Consider the following 18,496-nt stretch of genomic DNA (forward strand, 5'->3'; position numbering starts at 1 on the left):
TTGTTGTGGTTATCAGAGCAACAGCATGTCTTTACGTTTGGCCGACCGGCCGGCTCCTCATTGCGAGCGGGCCGGCGGTCGTGACTGCAACAGCGGTACAGCGGTACAGCGGGAGGGTCAGGGAACCAGGATCACCTTGATGGAGTCGGTCGAGTCCGCCAGGGCGAAGGCTTCGTCCCAGTCGTTCAATGCATAGCTGTGGGTAACCACGCCATTGGAGGTCACCAGCCCGCGCTCGAACAGATCGATGGCGATTTCGTAGCTGTAGGGCGCCAGGTGCGCGCCGCGAATGTCCAGCTCTTTGCGATCGCCGATGATCGACCAATCGACGGTGGTTTCCTTGCCGAACACGCTGAACTCCACGAAGCGGCCCAGCTTGCGGATCATCTGCAGCCCCTGGGTGACGCCGATCGGCGCGCCGGTGGCCTCGATGTAGACGTCGCAGCCGTAGCCGCCGGTCAGCGATTTGACGACTTGGTCGGCGTCTTCCTTCAGCGGGTTGATCACCACGTCGGCGCCAAATTCCTTCGCCAGCGCCAGCCGCTCGTCGATGGCGTCGATCACGATCAGTTTCTTCGGCGTCTTCAGGCGCGCCACCTGCACCATGCACAGCCCGAGCGGCCCGGCGCCGGCCAGCACCACCACGTCGTCCAACTGGATGTCGCCGCGCGCCACGGTGTGAATGGCGCAGGCCATCGGCTCAATCAATACCGCGTCTTCATGGCTCAGGCTTTCCGGGATCTTGTGCACGATGGCGTTCTCGGAAAAGCGCATGTACTCCGCCATGCCGCCCTCCGCCACGTCTTTTTGGAAACCGTAAATGTTATGCGTCTCACACATCCAGTAACTGCCGGATTTGCAGTAGCGGCACTCCCAGCACGGCACGATCTGCTCGGCGATCACCCGCTCGCCGAGCTGGTATTTGCCTTCCGCGCCCTCGCCCAGCGCGGCGATGCGGCCGTAGAACTCATGCCCCGGCACCACCGGCGGTTTGACCCACGGGTTCTCCCCCCAAAACATCTGCGCGCCGTTCTTGCACTTGCAGTCGCCGGCGCAGATGCCGCAGCCTTCCACCTTGATCACCAGCTCGCGCGCCTTCGGCAACGGCGTGGGCACCTGTTCGAAACGATAGTCCTGCGGGCCGTGGCAAACGACCGCGCGCATTTTTTCCGGCAACTGGCTCATCTCTTCCTCCAATACACTTGTTAAACGCTTGAATTTTCTTAATGTTGACGTTGTCATTTTTATCCAACAAAAAACAACAAACGTTATAAAGTGATAAATTTCAATAAATTAATCATCAAACACCCAGGAAAACTAAAAATGACAACGTGAACATAGAGCGACATATAACCAAAGCTGCAAAAATAATTATTTGAGCGAAATCACATATCGTTAACATTGCGGCTAAAAATGCTACAAATGCGGATCGCGATCCCATTTACGGGATCGGCGATCCGGGGAGATCCGCTACATCAGCAGGCGCACGCGATCGTAGATCTGACGATCTTCCGGCCGCGACGATCGCGCCTGCTGGCGCAGGGTGCGCACCAGCGTGTCGATAAACGCATGGGCGGCGGCGCTCAGAATGCTGTTGCGCCGGGTGACGATATTCAGCTGCGCCGGCCGGCAGCTCTCCCGCAGCGCCAGCGGCTGCACGCGGGAGGCGAACTGCGGCAGCGCGACGATCGGCCGCGGGCACCAGGTGCACATCTCGGCGGACTCCACCAACGCCTGCAGCATGCCGAACGAATGCGCCTGGATAATGCGCTGGCGCGGCAGGCGCGCGCCGTGGCGGTGAAACACCTCGTCGAGCAGCGCATCGAAACTTTCCGAGGTATAGCTCATCACCCAATCCTGCTCCAGCAGCTGATGCAGCGAGGTACTGTGCGCCAGCGGGTGGCCGCGCCGCACCATGTACACCGTTTCATACTCCAGCAGCGGCTCGCAGTGGAACTCCTGCGGCGCCGACGACGCCGGCAGCGGCGTGATGGCAAAGTCCATCGTGCCCTCGCGCAGCTGCGACTGGGCATTGGCCATCAGGCTTTCCGACAGTTCCAGCCGCACCGCCGGCACCTTGCTGCGAAACGCCATCACCGCCGGCGGCAGCACCGTCAGCATCAGCCAGGGGGTGATCGCCGCCTTGACCAGATCCGCCGTTCGCCCGCGCAGCGCCGCCATTTCCCCTTGCGCTTGCTCCAGCTGGTTCAGCACCAGCCGGGCGTGCGCCAGCAGGGTTTTGCCGTAGGGGGTAAAGCCCAGCCCGGTTGGGGTGCGGATCAGCAGCGGCAGCGCCTGTTCCTGCTCCAGTTCGCGCAGCGCGCGGGTCACCGCCGCCTGCGACAGCCCCAGATGCCGCGCCGCCGCGCGAATGCTGCCGCTGTCGGCGCTGGCCACCAGCGCCTGCAGTTGGTGTAGTTTCATGTTCACCTCCTGACAATCATCGGTTGTCAGCATAACCGAACGGCGGCTACCCGGCAAAAACGGAGTTTGCTAGTCTCGATGCCTATCCCTCTGCCCCATTCCCCGCCCGTTGGCCGGGATCCTTTGCCGGAGACCGTGATGAGCCCTTCACTCGTACTGCCTGAGATCGCCGCCGTTCATGATGAGATGGTCGCGCTTCGCCGCCACATTCACGCCCACCCGGAGCTGGGCTTCCAAGAGTTCGCGACGTCGGATCTGGTGGCGCAGCGGCTGGCGGAATGGGGTTACCGCGTCACGCGCGGCGTAGGACAAACCGGCGTTGTCGCCACATTACAGCGCGGGCCAGGAAAATCGCTCGGCATCCGCGCCGATATGGATGCCCTGCCGATTGCCGAAACGACCGGTTTGCCGCACGCCAGCACCCATTCTGGGGTGATGCACGCCTGCGGCCACGACGGGCATACCGCCATGCTGCTGGCGGCGGCGCGCTGTCTGGCGCGGCAGCCGAACTTCAGCGGCACGCTGCACCTGATCTTTCAGCCGGCGGAAGAAGGCGGCGGCGGCGCCAGAGTGATGATTGAAGACGGCCTGTTTGAGCGCTTCCCCTGCGACGCGGTGTTCGCCATGCACAACGTGCCCGGCTTCCCCACCGGCCAACTGGGCTTCGCCAGCGGCCCCTTGATGTGCTCGGCCGATACGGTGCACATCACCCTGCACGGCCACGGCGGCCACGGCGCGGTGCCGCAGAGCACCGTCGATCCGGTGGTGGCCTGCGCGGCCATCGTCATGAGCCTGCAAACCATCGTGGCGCGCAATATCGATCCGCAGGAAACGGCGATCGTCACCGTGGGAGCGATGCAGGCCGGCCAGGCCGCCAACGTAATCCCGGCGACCGCCACCCTGACGCTCAGCGTGCGCGCGCTGACGGCGGTGGTGCGCGCGCGGCTGGAACAACGCATCACCGAGCTGGTCACGGCGCAGGCCGCCAGCTTCGGCGCCCGCGCGGAGATCGACTACCGGCACGGCTACCCGGTGCTGGTGAACCACCCGGCAGAAACCGAGCTGGCGCGCGCGGTGGCGCTGGACTGGGCCGGAGAGAGCCAGGTTATCCCCACGCTGCGGCCGTTCACCGCCAGCGAAGATTTCGCCTTTATGCTGGAGAAATGCCCAGGCAGCTACATCTCGATCGGCAACGGCCCCGCCACGCCGGGCAATTCCCTGCACAACCCCGGCTATGACTTCAATGACGACAACCTGTCGGTAGGCGCCACCTACTGGGTCAAATTGGTCGAGCGCTTTTTGGCTCGCCCCACAGTTTAATCGCCAACGCTGAGGAAATGACATGAAAACCATCAAAGGGCTGTTGTTGTTGCTGCCGCTGGCCGCGAGCTTTCCCGCGCTGAGCGGCGAATTCAGCGGCAAGGTGATCAAGCTGGGCATCGATCCCACCTTTCCGCCGCTGGAATATAAAAACCCGCAGGGCAAGCTGACCGGCTTCGGCGTCGATATCGCCCAGGCGCTGTGCGACCAGATGCAGGCCAAATGCGTGTGGGTGGAAAGCAGCTGGGACGGCATGATCCCCGGCCTGCAGGCGAAGAAGTTCGACGCCATCGCCTCGTCGATGACCATCACGCCGCAGCGCCAGCAGCAGATCGCCTTCTCCAGCAAGGTCTCCAACGCCCCGGCACGGCTGGTGGCGCATAAGGGCAGCAGCCTGCAGCCTACCGCTGCCTCGCTGAAGGGCAAATCGGTCGGCGTGCAGCAAGGTTCCAGCCAGGAGGCCTACGCCAACGCGCTGTGGCGCCCGGCCGGCGTTAACGTGGTCGCCTACCAAAGCCAGCAGGAGGTGAACGAAGATCTGGCCAACGGCCGGCTGGATGCGTCGCTGCTGGCCAGCGTCAGCGCCAGCGAGTTCTTCAAAACGCCCGGCGGCAAAGATTTCGCCTTTATCGGCGCCGAACTGAACGACAGCAAATACTTCGGCGTCGGCGACGGCATCGGGGTGCGCAAAGAGGATACCGCGCTGCTGAACGCCTTCAACACCGCGCTGCAGGCGATCCGCGCCAACGGCACTTACAAGAAAATCAACGACAAGTATTTCGACTTCGACATGTACGGTGCGGAGCAGTAACCAGCGTTCCCCGGCGGTCACCTGCAGATCCTGCAGGATGGGGAGGCGCCTTCGGCCGCCGGGGAACGCCCCAACGGAAACGGCAGTGTCGGCAAGAACGGAAAATCGGGCGGGATAAGGATGCGAGCCAGGCAGGACGCCCGGCCCGCTAAAGCGGGTTACTTCACTTCGCCCATCGCTTTCAGCTTTTTGGACAGCTCGCGGCGCTCTTTGGACAGATCGGCATTTTTGATGATGTAGTCATCAACGCGATCTTCGTAGTCGCTGCGCATGTTGGCGATGATGCCCTGAATGTCTTCAATGCTCATGCCGGGCTTGATGTACTCACTCAGGTTGTCGAGCAGCAGCACGCGCTTCTGGTTATCACGAATTTTCTTTTCGTTGTCGACGATCTCGCGTTGCAGTTTGTTTTTGCGGCGGAACATACGCACAAACTCCAGCACGTCCTGGAAACTCGGCTTATTTGCATTATCCATCTTTATACCCTTGCTTTAGTAATACACAGATTCATTTGCTTACGGCCACATGGCACCAAGATACAGGTTTGTGGCGGTCCGGCACAACAGTGATTGCCTTATCTTACCCACTTTGCCCCGGCGGCCAAAACCCAAAGCGCCGCCTTCATGATCTGACCCCCTTATTCGCGCCCGGCGGCGGTGCAGACCAGGAGCAGATCCCCCAGCTCTTCCAACTGCTGCGCCAGCTCCATGCTGAGCCAGACATAGCCGTAAATCGGCGCTTCGCCGTGCTGGCCGAGGCTGACCTCCTGCATCAGCGTTTTCAGCTCGTCGGCAATCTCCGCCAGCTGCCCCACCGCCGCCTGCCGCTGTTCCTGCGGCCCTTCGCGCATCAGCACCGCCAGCGATTCCAGCGAACTCAGCGTCAGCAGTTGGGTGCTGCGCAGCGTGCGGGCGTTCAACATGATGAAGTGCGTTTCGCGCGAGGCCCAGTAGGCGTCGGCCATCAGCTCCAGCGTGCATACCAGATTGCGGCTGAGGGTTTGCACCGCCTCGAACACCGCTTTGGGGATGCGGGTTTCCTTACTGGCGGGCACGATCAGGCTGCGCAGCTTCACCACCTGATTCAACAGATCCTTGAGCTGCGGCTCCAGCCGCGGCCGCTCGATAACGTTCGGCGAAAAATACGCGCCGTAGATGCGGGTGGCGGTTTGCAGGCAGTCCGCCATCTGCATGCGCCACAGAATATAGGCGCGCTGTGGGTAGATGCTGGTGAACAGCAGCGCCAGCAGCGAGCCGAAGATCACGTCGCCGCTGCGCCACAGCGCGGTGTGCATGTCGCCGGCGCCCGCGCCGCACACCACCGCCAGCGTGATCCCCACCAACAGCGCCATATACGGCCGCTTGCCGAGCGTCAGGTAACCGCAGACGAACATCACCACGCCGCACCAAGCCAGCATCAGCGGCAGCGAATAGAGTTCCAGATACAGGGCAATCAGGCCGGACGTGGCGCCGAATACCGTGCCGGCAATGCGTTGCAGCGCCCGCTGCAGCACGTTGCCCCAAAACGAGATCGGCCCCATCACCACCACCAGGGTGATCAGCGGCCAGGTGCCTTCAGGCACCGCCAGCAGGCGGATCAGCAGAAAGGTCAGAATAAACGCCAGCCCGATGCGCACGCCGTGAACGATGCGATAGTGCCGATAGGTCAGCAATTCAAGGGAAGAGATTTTTCGATCGAGGCGCACGATGCCTCCGATAAAGACCAGCCAGGCCGCTATTTTAGCGGAGGAAGCCCGGCAAGGAAAAGGCGAATGAGGCGTCCCCCATTCGCGGTCAGGCTCAGGCGGCGTACTTGTCGACCAACGCGCGCAGAGCGGCGGCGGTTTCGACATCCATCACGCCGTCATACTTCTGCTGGCGGAAGTGCAGTTGGAATGCGCGCACCAGCTGGCGATAGCCTTCTGCGGTGTTCGCCGCCGAGGTGTCGTAGCCGTATTGGGCGAACAGTTTACGTAGCTCGGCCTGCGCCGGCAGGCCCTGGCGGCAGTATTCCTGCTGGCGCTGCTGCTTGGTCGCTTCGTCATACCAGGCGCCGACGCCGGCCTGATACAGCTGCTGCCACGGGAACTGCGGGCCCGGATCGCTCTTGCGGCCCGGCGCGATGTCGGAGTGCGCCACCACGTTCACCGGCGAGATGTCCGGATAACGCTGCAGGATATTCTGCGCCAGCTGGGTGACCGCCTCGATCTGCTGCGGGTTGAACGGCGGGAAGGTGATGTTTCCACCGTCGCCGCTCGCCAGATTGACGATCTCGATGCCGATCGAGGTGTCGTTGATATTGCTGCGGGTGCCCCACTGGCTGGCGCCAGCATGCCAGGCGCGCTCGTTCTCGTCCACCAGGTTGAAAATGCGCACGCCGCTGAAGCCGGCGGCCTGATAGGTGGCTTCGGTCGGATCCGGCACCAGATAGTGTGCGCTGACCGATTTTCCGGTCAACGACTTCACCGAGTCGGCGAAGTTTTGCGCCGTGTAGTGCAGCACCAGAAAACGCACGCGGTGGCCGAAGCTGGCGACCGATCGGTAGCTATTGTAATCAATCTTGTACATCGTAAAGTCCCTCTCTCGCTTGATTTCACTGAGCGGCCCCTCATCATGACAGGCCGCCCCGCACAGGTGAACCTTTGGCTCACCCTTTTGTTTTAGCTAATTGCTAAATTATGCGCAAGCGTTTTTTAGCAAAACCGTTATTTACCTTTTTGCTAAAGAGTGCGATCATGGCACGATGGAAACTAAAGAAATCAGGCGCAACAATCTGCGCGAATTGATGGCCCGCTACGCCCGGCAAGGCGTCAACCAGAATGAATTCGCCACGCTGGTTGAGTCTTCCGCGCCGACGCTGAGCCAAATCATCGGGGAAAAATCCTCTCGCAATCTTGGCGACAATCTGGCCAGGCGGATCGAGGCCCGGCTGAATTTGCCCAAGGGCTGGTTCGACGTGTTTCACGAAAAGCAGCTGGTACGCCCGTTTGACAACGTGGCAGCGGAGTCGGACTTCCAGCCCGCCCGTTTGAAACCGGTGGTATGGGAAGATACCGAACAAGACAAGGAAGAGTTTGTGGAGATCCCGCTGCTGGATATCGATTTTTCCGCCGGCGACGGCTGCTACGAAATCGTCGATCGCGAGGAGTTTTCGCTGATCTTCCGCCGTTACTATCTGCACAAGATGGGGGTGGCGGTCAACGCCGCGCGCATTATCCGCATCTCCGGCTCCAGCATGGAACCGCGTCTGCAGGACGGCGACGTGGTCGGCATCAACACCGACGATACGCGCATCCGCGAAGGCAAGACCTACGCCATCCGCCACGGCAATTTGCTGCGGGTGAAGGTGCTGATCGAGCAGCCGGACGGCGGCGTCGTCATCCGCTCCCTCAACCGGGAAGAGTACCAGGACGAGCATCTCAGCTATCAGCAGCGCAAGGAGCAACTGGTGGTGCTCGGCCGCGTCTTCTGGTCCTCTTCGTCCTGGTAGCGGAGCAACCTCGGGCGCCCGTTGCGCCCGGCGGTTATTTGAAGTCCACCACCATCTGCTGCTGGATAGACAGCCCGCGGGTCGACTGCACGCAGCCGGCGATATAGTCGGTAAAGCGCGGCGGCTTCGGCATGCCCAGCTTGAGGATCTTTTCGTTGCTGAAACGCACGTTGAGCATGGCGAACGATCCGTACAGGCGCATCGCCTTGAGCATCAGCCGCTCGTTGCACGGGCCGAAAATGTCTTTCAGCTGGCGGCGCATTTTCACCAGCGCGTCATAGGTCACCTGCGCATACTCATCGCCCACCGGCGCCTTTTCCAGCGCCGCCGCCATGGCGCGGTCGATTTCGGCAAAGCTGACGCTGCTCTCCTCACCGGCGGAGATGTGATAAACGTCGTTCTCCAACGTTTCGCTGTTCATCAGCATCACCAGCGCATCCGCGCAGTAGTCCGCCGGGATCACATCGATATTGTCCTGCAGCGAGCACATGAATTTGCGCAGCATCAGCGCCATGCCGAACACCCAGAAAATGCTGCTGGAAGGCTGGCAGCCCAGGCGGGTGTGCCCCACCACGATCGACGGACGAGCGATGGTCAGCGGCAGTTGCGGGCAGCGCTGGCGCATCAGCTGTTCGATGGTGGATTTGGAACGGGTGTATTCCACCAGATGCTCGGCGTCTTCCTCAAACTCGCCGCTCTCCGCCACCAGCGAACCCGGCTCCGGCGAACAGGACATGGCGGTACCGACGTGCAGGAAACGTTTTAATCCCGGCACCTGCGCCATTCTTTCGGCAAAGGCCAGAGTGCCTTCTACGTTTACCTTCCAAATGAGCGGGTTATTACCAAATGAAGCAACGGCCGCGCAGTTAATAACGTGCGTGACTTTGTTAATACGTGCGTCAGTTAAAAAGTCGGCCGGCTCGGAAAGGTCGCCCAACAATATATTTTCTATCGTAATTTTAGACAGCAGGTTCGCGTCGATATTAAACTTTTCCATATTCGCACGAATACGGGCCAGCCCTTGTTGCGCATCATCGGCACGCACCAACAAAAGATAATTAACAGACTGATTTTCAATCAATAACTTCTCGAGAACCGCACCACCCAAAAAGCCGGTAGCGCCGGTCAACAGTAGCGTTTTCATAATTGTCATCCACATTGGTATTGAATGTGGGAGATTGTATCTGCGGGTATTTAAACAAATATTAAATAGAATTACGGCGCCAGAAATCACTTCTCTTAATATTATCTTAAGGAATCTTTTGATACATCCAACGTGGATTTAGTAACAAAAGAATCTCATCTATTTTATGATTAATCTCTGCCGTTTAAATACCATTGATGTAGCGCCTGATTTAATTTAGCGGTCAATGTTATTTCTCTTATCGTCCGTGGAGGACTTATGACCTATAACCAAAAAATCTGGTTGGGGGTTTTGCTGCTGTGCGCCCTGTTTTGGGGGGCGGTGATAAGCGGCGCCTGTTCGCTGTATAACCGGGCGGGTCGCTTCCAGGCTCACCACACGGAGAGCGAGCTCGCCGCTCGCCACAGCCAGCCCCCTTGCACGCAACCCAGCTCACAGGCATCAAGCGCCCCCCGGAATGGGTAGGGACAAGACCCGCTAACGATCCTATTATGCCCTAAGGTTAACAGGGAGATAACGATGGCTCGAAAGCTGGATAGCTTACCGCAGGCACAACGCGAAAAAATAGAAACCGATTTGCTGGCCATCAGCGTGATCTACAATGAGCGCTACGGCATCGCCTCGACCCAGGCGGAAACGGAACGACAGATCCCCGACCACCTGCTCCCCTACTTTCATCAACGGCTGGATTACTATCGCCGTGCGTAATTGCGCGCATTTCGCTAACCGTCGCTTGGCATCGCTCCCTACGCCGTTACAATAGGAGCATATTGTATCCGCCACTAAAGAGACGCGATTTTGAGCAGCAAGGCAACGGCCACATTTTATATTCACGATTACGAAACCTTCGGCAAAAGCCCGTCGCTGGACCGCCCGGCGCAGTTTGCCGGCGTGCGCACCGATATGGATTTCAACATTATCGAAGAGCCGCTGGTCATCTACTGCGCCCCGGCCGACGACTACCTGCCGGAACCCGAGGCGGTGATGATCACCGGCATCACGCCGCAGGTGGCGCGCGCCAAAGGCGTTAACGAAGCCGAATTCACCCGCCAAATCCACCAGGCCTTCAGCGTGGCCGGCACCTGCATTCTCGGTTACAACAACATCCGTTTCGATGACGAAGTGAGCCGCAATATCTTCTATCGCAACTTCTACGATCCCTATGCCTACAGCTGGCAAAACGGCAACTCGCGCTGGGATCTGCTGGATGTGATGCGCGCCTGCTACGCCCTGCGCCCGGACGGCATCGTCTGGCCGGAAAACGAAGACGGCTTCCCCAGCTTCCGCCTGGAGCATCTCACGCGCGCCAACGGCGTCGAGCACACGCAGGCTCACGACGCAATGTCGGACGTTTACGCCACCATCACCATGGCCAAGCTGGTCAAGCAGGCGCAGCCGCGGCTGTTCGATTTCCTGTTGCAGCACCGCAACAAGCACAAGCTGAACGCCCTGATCGACGTCGCCGAAATGACGCCGCTGGTGCACGTCTCCGGCATGTTTGGCGCGGCGCGCGGCAACACCAGCTGGGTGTCGCCGTTGGCCTGGCACCCGGACAACAAAAACGCGGTGATCATGTGCGATCTCGCCGGCGATATGACGCCGCTGCTGACGCTGAGCGCTGAGCAGCTGCGTGAACGGCTGTACACCCGCCGCGACGACCTGGCGCCGGATCAGGCGCCGGTGCCGATCAAGCTGGTGCACATCAACAAATGCCCGGTGCTGGCGCCGGCCAAAACCCTGCTGCCGGAGAACGCCGAGCGGCTGGGCATCGATCGCCAGGCCTGCCTGCAAAACCTGCAGCTGCTGAAACAGCACCCGGAAGTGCGCGAGAAAGTGGTGGCGCTGTTCGCCGAAGCCGAGCCGTTCAAAGGCTCCGACGACGTCGACGCCCGGCTGTATGACGGCTTCTTCAGCGACGCCGACAAGGCGGCGATGAGGATTATCCAGCAGACCAAGCCGCAGAACCTGCCGGCGCTGGATCTGGCCTTCAGCGACGGCCGCATGAAAGAGCTGCTGTTCCGCTTCCGCGCGCGCAACTACCCGAATACGCTGGACGATGCCGAACAGCGCCGCTGGCTGCAGCACCGCCAAGAAGCGCTGAGCGCGGAGCGCGTGCAGAGTTACCTGCTGCAGCTCGAATCGCTGTATAACCTGCACGAAGGCGACAAAGAGAAAACCGCCCTGCTGAAAGCGCTGTTCGATTACGGCAAAGAGTTGGTGGGGTAAACCCGCAGCAAGCAGAAAAGGAAAAGGCCGCAAATGCGGCCTTTTTTGTGGCTGAGGAGACGGCTCGCGCTTAGGCGGCGTCTTCGCTCGCTTGCGGCACCGGCAGACGGAAGCTGCGGGTGACGAAGGCCAGGTAGATCAGACCGATGGCCGCCCAGACCAGGCCCAGCGTCATCGAGCTGGCTTCCAGGTTGATCCACAGCGCGCCGACGGTCAATGCGCCCAGCACCGGCAGGATCAGGTAGTTGAACGTGTCTTTCACGGTGCGGTTCATCTTGTCGCGAATATAGAACTGCGAGATCACCGACAGGTTGACGAAGGTGAAGGCCACCAGCGCACCGAAGTTGATCAGCGCGGTCGCGGTCACCAGGTCAAACGACACGGCGGACAGCGCGATGGCGCCAACCAGCAGCACGTTCAGCGCCGGTGTACGCCACTTCGGATGTACATAGCCGAAGAAACGAGTCGGGAACACGCCGTCGCGGCCCATCACGTACATCAGACGCGAAACGCCCGCGTGCGCCGCCATGCCTGACGCCAATACCGTCACGCAGGAGAACACCAGGATCACCGACTGGAAGAATTTGCCCGCCACGTACAGCATGATTTCAGGCTGCGACGCGTCAGGATCCTTGAAGCGCGAGATGTCCGGGAAGTACAGCTGCACAAAGTAAGACACCACGATAAAGATGATGCCGCCGATCAGCGCCGTCAGGAAGATGGCTTTCGGGATCACTTTTTCCGCGTCTTTGGTCTCTTCAGACAGCGAGCTGATGCCGTCGAAGCCCAGGAACGAGAAGCACAGGATGGTCGCGCCGGTAATCATCGGCACCACGTGCGCGTTATCGGACCAGAATGGGCGACTGCTGACCAGCGTACCGGCGCCTTCGCCGTGGTAAACGCCGTTGATCACCAGGCCGAGGAACACGATCATGATCGCCACCTGCACCACCACGATGATGGAGTTCAGGTTAGCCACCAGCTTGATGCCGCGCAGGTTGAAAATCGTCATCAAGCCGACCAGCACCGCCACGAAAATCCAGGACGGAACGCCCGGGAAGATCGCTTCCAGGTAAATCTTGGCCAGCAAAATGTTGATCATCGGCATGAACAGGTAGTCCAGCAGCGATGACCAGCCCACCATAAAGCCGACGTGTGGGCTGATGGCTTTCTGGGCGTAAGTGTAGGCGGAACCGGCGGAAGGGAACTTCTTCACCAGCTTGCCGTAGCTCAGGGCGGTAAACAGGATCGCCAGCAGAGCGAAGGCGTACGCGGTCGCGACGTGACCATCGGTCAGGCCGGATACGATGCCGAAGGTATCGAAGATGGTCATTGGCTGCAGATAAGCCAGGCCCATCATCACTACCGGAACCAAAGTCAGGGTTTTACGCAGCTGAGTGCGCTGAGCCGGAGCGGCGTTGAGGGTGTTATCGGACATTGTTCAGCCCCCCCTTACCTTGAGCCTTGCGGATGGCGGACACGCCAAGACTTAAGGTTGCGGGGAAACTTCGCAACGAGCGACTTAATTCTAAAAGAAGGGGATTGTAAGCTGGATAACGGGTCGAGGTAACCTCGGCTGCTCCATAGTCGCTGCGGCCACAGCGGAAACCGGCGGGCACCGGTGCTAAAGTGAAAAATTGCCCCATCTTTCTAATCCTCATGAGTCACGACCATAAAGTTTTGTTTGATCGTGCACGAAACTATTTATCTATCCGGATCGGTGTCCGGCCTCGCTTGGTGTATGAAACGCTACGTTGGTAAAACTTAATGCAAAAAAAATAACCGACGCGTTAAAACGTCGGCTATCTGCATTTGAGATATTTTGCACCAGAATGCCTCCGGATGACAAGATCCGGAAGCCCTCAAATACAAATTCTTTTTGTCGATCGAACGGAAAACCGGCCCGGCAGGCGAATTAATCCACTACCGGCAGGCCGGTCGGCCGCACATACCTCTTACTTTATACGCCCATTCAGGCATTTTTCAACATCCAGTCAATCTCGGTTTCCGTCACTCGCCGCTCGAACTGCAGCAGTTCGTCGGTCTTGCAGGCGTGATAAACCTGGGTGAAACGCTCGCCCAGATAGTGGGTCAGCGCGTGCTGATGCTCAAACTCGTACAGCGCGTCGCTCTGGCGGATCGGCAGCGGTAGCCCCTCCTGCTCCAGCCCGTTGCCGGTCACCGGCTCAGGCAGCGGCAGCGCGTTGTCCAGCCCGTACAGCATGCCGGCCAGGATCGCCGCCATCACCAGATATGGATTGGCGTCGGCGCCGGCCACGCGATACTCCACCCGATGGTTCTCCGGTTCGCCGCAGGGAATGCGCAGCGCCACGGTGCGGTTGTTGTGGCCCCAGGCGGCCTGGATCGGCACATACATCCCCGGCTGGAAACGCCGGTAGGCGTTGACGTTCGGCGCCAGCAGCGCCATCGACGCCGGCATCAGGGTGATCATCCCGGCCAGCGCCTGTTTCAGCAGTGGCGAATCCTCGCCTTCGTCGTCGGCGAACAGGTTGTTGCCCGCGCCGTCCTGCATGCTGACATGCACGTGCATGCCGCTGCCGGCATGATCCTCGTAGGGCTTGGCCATAAAGGTGGCGTGCATGTCGTGGTTCTCGGCCACCAGCCGCACCAGCCGTTTCAGCGCCAGCGCGTGGTCGCAGGCCAGCAAAATATCGTCGGTATGACGCAGGTTGACCTCGAACTGCCCCGGCGACGCCTCCGCCACCGCGCCGTCCGCCGGCAGCCCCTGCAGCTTCGCCAGCGCGTCAATGTCGTTCAGCACCTCGGCGAAATGGTTCAGGTTATCGACGGAGTACACCTGGCTTTGGGTGTTGCGCTCCTGGGTGCCGGGCGCGCACGGCGGCTGCAGATCGCCCTCCGCGTCGCGCTGCCGATCGATGAGATAAAACTCCAGCTCTACCGCTGCCACCGGGAACAAGCCGCGCTGTCGCAGCGCCTGCCACACGCGGTTCAACACATTGCGGGGTTCAACGTCAAAGGGAGTGCCATCTTCATCCAGCATGGTCAGCAGCACCTGGCCGATATGCTGCGGATCGGCGGCCGACGGCGTCAGCGAGCCGGGTACCGGCAGGCAAATGCGGTCCGGCTCGCCGAGGTCTTGCCCAAGGCCGGTCTCCTCCACCACGTTGCCGAGGATGTCCATGGCGAACACCGACGCGGGGAAGTAGCTGCCTTTTTCCAGTTTTTTCAACCCTGAGACGGGTATGCGTTTGCCGCGGAAGGAACCATTGAGATCGGTGAGAAGGATATCGACATACTGCGTGGCGGGATGGCGTTCCAAATAATGAGCAACCTCATTTTGGAACGCGCTACTTCGCCTCTCTTCATGATGCTGTGCAAAATGTTCAACTGCTGCGCTATTGGTTTGCATATGTCACCCGCCATTATGCTCTTAAGGCGCGTTGGCGCCCGTCCGCCGTTCGATTCAACACATGATTGGATTTCTCGCCAGGCTGCGCCGCTGCCGGGCGCTCAAAATAACATCCACACCATGAAACATAGTCTTAACAGAATAGGTTTGCAAATGTTACAATCCTGTTTGATTATTCGCCGCCGGCTGCTAAATTGATAAAATATTGACCGAAAAGGCCTTGCCGCCATTTTTACGTCAACTATTTCGTCCAACGCACCGAGAGTGAACATGGGCAATATATTTTCCAAACCTGCCCTAACTACCGATATCATGCAGCATCGTTATCGCCCAGACAGGCGCCCGATAGCGATATTCATGTCTGCCTGTCGCCCCTACCAGAAGGAAGTACCGCTATGAGCGAAGCCAGCTTGGCACCGGGCAAACGCCTGTCGCAGATCCGTCAGCAATTGGGTTTGTCGCAGCGCCGGGTCGCCGAACTGTCCGGGTTAACCCACAGTGCGATCAGCACCATCGAACAGGACAAGGTCAGCCCGGCCATCAGCACGCTGCAAAAGCTGCTGAAGGTGTATGGCCTGTCGCTGTCTGAATTCTTTGCCGAACCGGAAGCCGTCGACGAGCCGCGCGTGGTGATCGACGCCGAGGATCTGATTGAGATCGGCAGCCAGGGGGTGTCGATGAAGCTGGTGCACAACGGCAGCCCGACGCGTAACCTGGCGATGATGCTGGAAACCTACCAGCCCGGCACCACCACCGGTGAAAAGATCAAGCACCAGGGCGAAGAGATCGGCACCCTGCTGGAGGGCGAGATCGTGCTGACCATCAACGGCCAGAGCTACTGCCTGACCGCCGGCCAGAGTTACGCCATCAACACCGGCATTCCGCACAGCTTCAGCAATACCTCGGCGCGCATCTGCCGCATCGTCAGCGCACACACCCCCACCACCTTCTGAGCGCTTCTCGCACCGGCGCAGCCTGACGCGGGTTGCGCCCCTACCCGCCAACGCGTTTTCCACCGCCGTTATGCCATTTTGTTGGTTGCCAACGGCGTAATCTGTGTTACAACAGAGCATAACAGCCATCTAAACATCTAAACGGCCTTAATACCCTATGTCAACCGCAACGCCTTCACGCCTCGAGATGCGCAATATCTCGATCGCCTTCGCCGGCTTCAATGCGCTGCAGGACGTGGACTTCACGCTGCAGGGCGGTTCAATCCATGCGCTGGTCGGCGCCAACGGCGCGGGCAAGTCGACGCTGATGGCGATCCTCTCCGGCGCCCACGATCATTATCGCGGCGAGATCCTGATCGACGGCCAGGCGGTGGCGATCCACTCCCCGCTGCAGGCGCGCCGCCACGGCATTCACGTGGTGCAGCAAGAGGTCGACGTCGCGCTGATCCCCACGCTGTCGGTGGCGGAAAACATCATGCTGGACTGGCTGAACGAACCGGGCCATTGGCTGAACTGGGCGGAACTGCACCGCCGCGCCGCGCAGCTGCTGCAGCAATGGGCGCTGCCGCTCAACCCGCGCAGGCGGCTGGCGGACTGCACGCTGGCGGAAAAACAGCAGGTGCTGCTGGCGCGCGCGCTGTCGCACCGCTGCCGTTTTCTGGTGCTCGACGAACCGACCGCCCCGCTCGATCGCGCCGAGAGCGAGCGCCTGTTTAACGTGGTTCGCCGCCTGCAATCCGAAGGCATCGGCATCGTATTTATTTCCCACCGCATCCACGAACTGAGCGACATTTGCGATCGGCTGACGGTGCTGCGCGACGGCCGTCGCGTCAGCGAAGACGCCATGCGCGGGCTGAGCGGCGAACAGATCGTCGAGAAGATGCTCGGCCATCGGCTGGACGATATTTTCCCGCCGCCGCGCCCGCCGCACGCCGAGCGAACGCTGCTGCAGGTGCAAGGCTTGCGCGATCGCCACAAGCTGCGCGACGTTTCGCTGCGGCTGCATGAGGGCGAAATTCTCGGCATCGCCGGGCTGGCGGGAGCCGGCAAAACCGAGCTGTGCAAAGCGCTGTTCGGCGCCAGCGCCGTGCAGCTTGAGCGCGGCGAACTGCGCGGGCAGCCCTGGGCGCCGCGTGCGCCGCATCTCTCGGTCGAACAGGGGCTGGCGCTGGTGCCGGAGGAACGCCGCAAAGAAGGCATTTTCATCGATGAGGCGATCCCGATGAACCTGAGCGTCAGCGCCGACGACAGCTTCTCGCGCTGGAGCCTGTTCAGCCGGCGACAAGAGCTGCGCTGGGCGCGCGAGATCATGCAGCGCCTGAACATTCGCGCCTCGGGCCCGCAACAGCGGCTGGCGCGCCTGTCCGGCGGCAATCAACAAAAAGTGGCGATCGGCAAATGGCTGCGCGGCGACGCCGAGGTGCTGATCTTCGATGAACCGACCAAGGGCGTGGACATCAAGGCCAAGCAGGAGCTGTTCAGCCTGATCGACGGCCTGGCGCGCGCCGGCAAGGGCGTGGTTTACGCCTCCGGCGAGTTCGCCGAACTGGTTGGCCTGTGCGATCGCATCTGCGTGCTGTGGGACGGCCGCATCGTGGCGGAGTTGAACGCCGCCGACATCGACGAAGAAACCTTATTGCTCTATTCCACCGGAGGAACCCCTGCGTGAGTAAAGAATTAGCCCTGCGGCCTGCGCTGCCCTGGCGCCAACAGCTGTTCGATTTCCTCTACAAATGGGGCATGCTGCTGACCGTGGCGGCGCTGATTGCCCTGTTCGGCCTGGCGTCGGACAACTTCCTCGATGCCAACAACATCATCAATATCCTGCGTTCGATCGCCATCGTGACGGTGATCGCCATCGGCGTCTCTATCTCGCTGTCGGTCGGCGGTTTCGATCTGTCGGTCGGCTCGACCGCCTCGCTGGCCAACGCGCTGGTAATTTCGCTGTTCGTCTGGCACGGGTTCGGCACCACCGGCGCCATCGTGGTAACGCTGCTGCTGTGCACGCTGGTCGGCCTGTTCAACGCCCTACTGATCGTGGTGTTTAGAATTCCCGATATGCTGGCGACGCTGGCCAGCCTGTTCGTGATCCAGGGCGTGGCGATGACCTACAGCTACGGCGGATCCATCACCCAAAACATGGTGCTGCCGAATGGCGACATGGCGGAAGGCCTGATCCCGGAGGTGTTTTCCGCCCTCGGCCAGGTGCCGGTGATCGTGCTGATCATGCTGGCGGTCACCGTGGCGGTGCAGCTGTTCCTGTCGTTGACCAAGCATGGCCGCCGCATGTATGCCATCGGCGGCAACCCCGAGGCGGCGCGCCTTTCGGGCATCCGCACCGTGCGTTACAGGGTTGCCGCTTATGTCATTTCCTCTTGGCTGGCGGCGCTTGGCGGCATCTTGCTGGCGTCACGTATCGGCTCTTCGCAGGTCAACGCCGGCGGCGGCTATCTGATGGACGCGGTGGCGGCGGCCTATATCGGCTTCTCGCTGGCCGGGGCCGGCAAACCTAATGCGCTCGGCACTCTGATCGGCGCGGTGATCCTCGGCGTGCTGCAAAACGGGCTGGTGATGCTGTCGGTGCCCTACTACGCCATGGACATTATCAAAGGCCTGGTGCTGGCGCTGGCGCTGGCCATCACCTACATCCAAAAACGCTGATCCTCCCCGGCGCACGCCCGCTGCGCCGCTTTTCCCTTTAATTCATCCGGTTAACCTTTCCCGCCAGCAAAACCAGC

The 18,496-nt window shown here is 60.5% G+C and carries 17 protein-coding genes; 9 read left to right on the top strand and 8 right to left on the bottom strand.

Annotated features, from left to right (window positions below; genetic code table 11):
* Nucleotides 1-117 precede the first annotated feature (117 nt).
* Entirely contained in the window at nucleotides 118-1,185 is a 1,068-nt protein-coding gene (locus SSARUM_RS15825) for a zinc-binding dehydrogenase (protein WP_043147711.1), read from the bottom strand.
* A 285-nt stretch (nucleotides 1,186-1,470) separates the two neighbouring features.
* Entirely contained in the window at nucleotides 1,471-2,424 is a 954-nt protein-coding gene (locus SSARUM_RS15830) for a LysR family transcriptional regulator (protein ID WP_043147713.1), read from the bottom strand.
* 138 nt (nucleotides 2,425-2,562) lie between these two features.
* Between SSARUM_RS15830 and SSARUM_RS15835 the strand changes: the two genes are divergently transcribed.
* Nucleotides 2,563-3,744, top strand: a complete 1,182-nt coding sequence (locus tag SSARUM_RS15835; protein ID WP_043147714.1) for a M20 aminoacylase family protein — start codon at nucleotides 2,563-2,565, stop codon at nucleotides 3,742-3,744.
* A 22-nt stretch (nucleotides 3,745-3,766) separates the two neighbouring features.
* Nucleotides 3,767-4,555, top strand: coding sequence for an ABC transporter substrate-binding protein (locus SSARUM_RS15840; RefSeq protein ID WP_039565109.1), 789 nt, complete (start codon nucleotides 3,767-3,769; stop codon nucleotides 4,553-4,555).
* A 158-nt stretch (nucleotides 4,556-4,713) separates the two neighbouring features.
* Here SSARUM_RS15840 and tmaR read toward each other — a convergent pair whose 3' ends face one another.
* The 3 genes from tmaR to SSARUM_RS15855 form a co-directional block, all read right to left on the bottom strand.
* Nucleotides 4,714-5,031: a PTS system regulator TmaR gene (gene tmaR, locus SSARUM_RS15845; RefSeq protein WP_004935612.1), complete on the bottom strand. Its 318-nt coding sequence runs from the start codon at nucleotides 5,029-5,031 to the stop codon at nucleotides 4,714-4,716.
* A 161-nt stretch (nucleotides 5,032-5,192) separates the two neighbouring features.
* Nucleotides 5,193-6,260 (bottom strand): FUSC family protein, encoded by a 1,068-nt coding sequence (locus SSARUM_RS15850; protein WP_060425899.1) that lies wholly within the window; start codon nucleotides 6,258-6,260, stop codon nucleotides 5,193-5,195.
* Between the two features lie 94 nt (nucleotides 6,261-6,354).
* Nucleotides 6,355-7,122 carry an N-acetylmuramoyl-L-alanine amidase gene (locus SSARUM_RS15855; protein ID WP_060425898.1) on the bottom strand — a complete coding sequence of 256 codons (768 nt, stop codon included), beginning with the start codon at nucleotides 7,120-7,122 and terminating at the stop codon, nucleotides 6,355-6,357.
* Between the two features lie 175 nt (nucleotides 7,123-7,297).
* Here SSARUM_RS15855 and SSARUM_RS15860 point away from each other — a divergent pair, with 175 nt between their 5' ends.
* Nucleotides 7,298-8,044, top strand: coding sequence for a S24 family peptidase (locus tag SSARUM_RS15860; protein WP_004935623.1), 747 nt, complete (start codon nucleotides 7,298-7,300; stop codon nucleotides 8,042-8,044).
* A 34-nt stretch (nucleotides 8,045-8,078) separates the two neighbouring features.
* Here the strand turns inward: SSARUM_RS15860 and SSARUM_RS15865 are convergent, their stop codons facing one another.
* The gene (locus SSARUM_RS15865; protein WP_048321809.1) at nucleotides 8,079-9,188 is read right to left on the bottom strand and encodes an SDR family oxidoreductase; all 1,110 of its coding nucleotides are present in this window, start codon (nucleotides 9,186-9,188) and stop codon (nucleotides 8,079-8,081) included.
* Between the two features lie 519 nt (nucleotides 9,189-9,707).
* Here SSARUM_RS15865 and SSARUM_RS15870 point away from each other — a divergent pair.
* Together SSARUM_RS15870 and sbcB are read left to right on the top strand one after the other, a co-directional pair.
* The gene (locus SSARUM_RS15870; RefSeq protein ID WP_033635247.1) at nucleotides 9,708-9,896 is read left to right on the top strand and encodes a DNA polymerase III subunit theta; all 189 of its coding nucleotides are present in this window, start codon (nucleotides 9,708-9,710) and stop codon (nucleotides 9,894-9,896) included.
* A 90-nt stretch (nucleotides 9,897-9,986) separates the two neighbouring features.
* Nucleotides 9,987-11,414, top strand: coding sequence for an exodeoxyribonuclease I (gene sbcB / locus SSARUM_RS15875; protein ID WP_039565104.1), 1,428 nt, complete (start codon nucleotides 9,987-9,989; stop codon nucleotides 11,412-11,414).
* 70 nt (nucleotides 11,415-11,484) lie between these two features.
* On the opposite strand, the gene SSARUM_RS15880 is transcribed toward sbcB, so the two are convergent.
* Both SSARUM_RS15880 and SSARUM_RS15885 read right to left on the bottom strand, forming a co-directional pair.
* Nucleotides 11,485-12,852 (bottom strand): APC family permease, encoded by a 1,368-nt coding sequence (locus SSARUM_RS15880; protein WP_033647989.1) that lies wholly within the window; start codon nucleotides 12,850-12,852, stop codon nucleotides 11,485-11,487.
* Between the two features lie 534 nt (nucleotides 12,853-13,386).
* Nucleotides 13,387-14,805 (bottom strand): glutamine synthetase family protein, encoded by a 1,419-nt coding sequence (locus tag SSARUM_RS15885; protein WP_033647990.1) that lies wholly within the window; start codon nucleotides 14,803-14,805, stop codon nucleotides 13,387-13,389.
* On the opposite strand from SSARUM_RS15885, the gene SSARUM_RS15890 reads away from it, so the two are divergent.
* The 4 genes from SSARUM_RS15890 (at nucleotide 14,719) to SSARUM_RS15905 (ending at nucleotide 18,419) form a co-directional block, all read left to right on the top strand.
* Nucleotides 14,719-15,003 (top strand): hypothetical protein, encoded by a 285-nt coding sequence (locus SSARUM_RS15890; RefSeq protein WP_162091417.1) that lies wholly within the window; start codon nucleotides 14,719-14,721, stop codon nucleotides 15,001-15,003. The genes SSARUM_RS15885 and SSARUM_RS15890 overlap by 87 nt on opposite strands.
* Nucleotides 15,004-15,200: 197 nt before the next feature.
* Complete coding sequence (gene puuR / locus SSARUM_RS15895) at nucleotides 15,201-15,758, top strand: HTH-type transcriptional regulator PuuR (RefSeq protein ID WP_016927000.1); 558 nt, start codon at nucleotides 15,201-15,203, stop codon at nucleotides 15,756-15,758.
* Nucleotides 15,759-15,915: 157 nt separating this feature from the next.
* Nucleotides 15,916-17,427, top strand: a complete 1,512-nt coding sequence (locus SSARUM_RS15900) for a sugar ABC transporter ATP-binding protein (RefSeq protein ID WP_033647991.1) — start codon at nucleotides 15,916-15,918, stop codon at nucleotides 17,425-17,427.
* The gene (locus SSARUM_RS15905; protein WP_033648150.1) at nucleotides 17,424-18,419 is read left to right on the top strand and encodes an ABC transporter permease; all 996 of its coding nucleotides are present in this window, start codon (nucleotides 17,424-17,426) and stop codon (nucleotides 18,417-18,419) included. Before SSARUM_RS15900 ends, SSARUM_RS15905 begins: the two co-directional genes overlap by 4 nt.
* The last annotated feature ends 77 nt before the right edge of the window (nucleotides 18,420-18,496 follow it).

This window comes from Serratia sarumanii (assembly GCF_029962605.1).
Classification (GTDB): Bacteria; Pseudomonadota; Gammaproteobacteria; order Enterobacterales; family Enterobacteriaceae; genus Serratia; species Serratia sarumanii.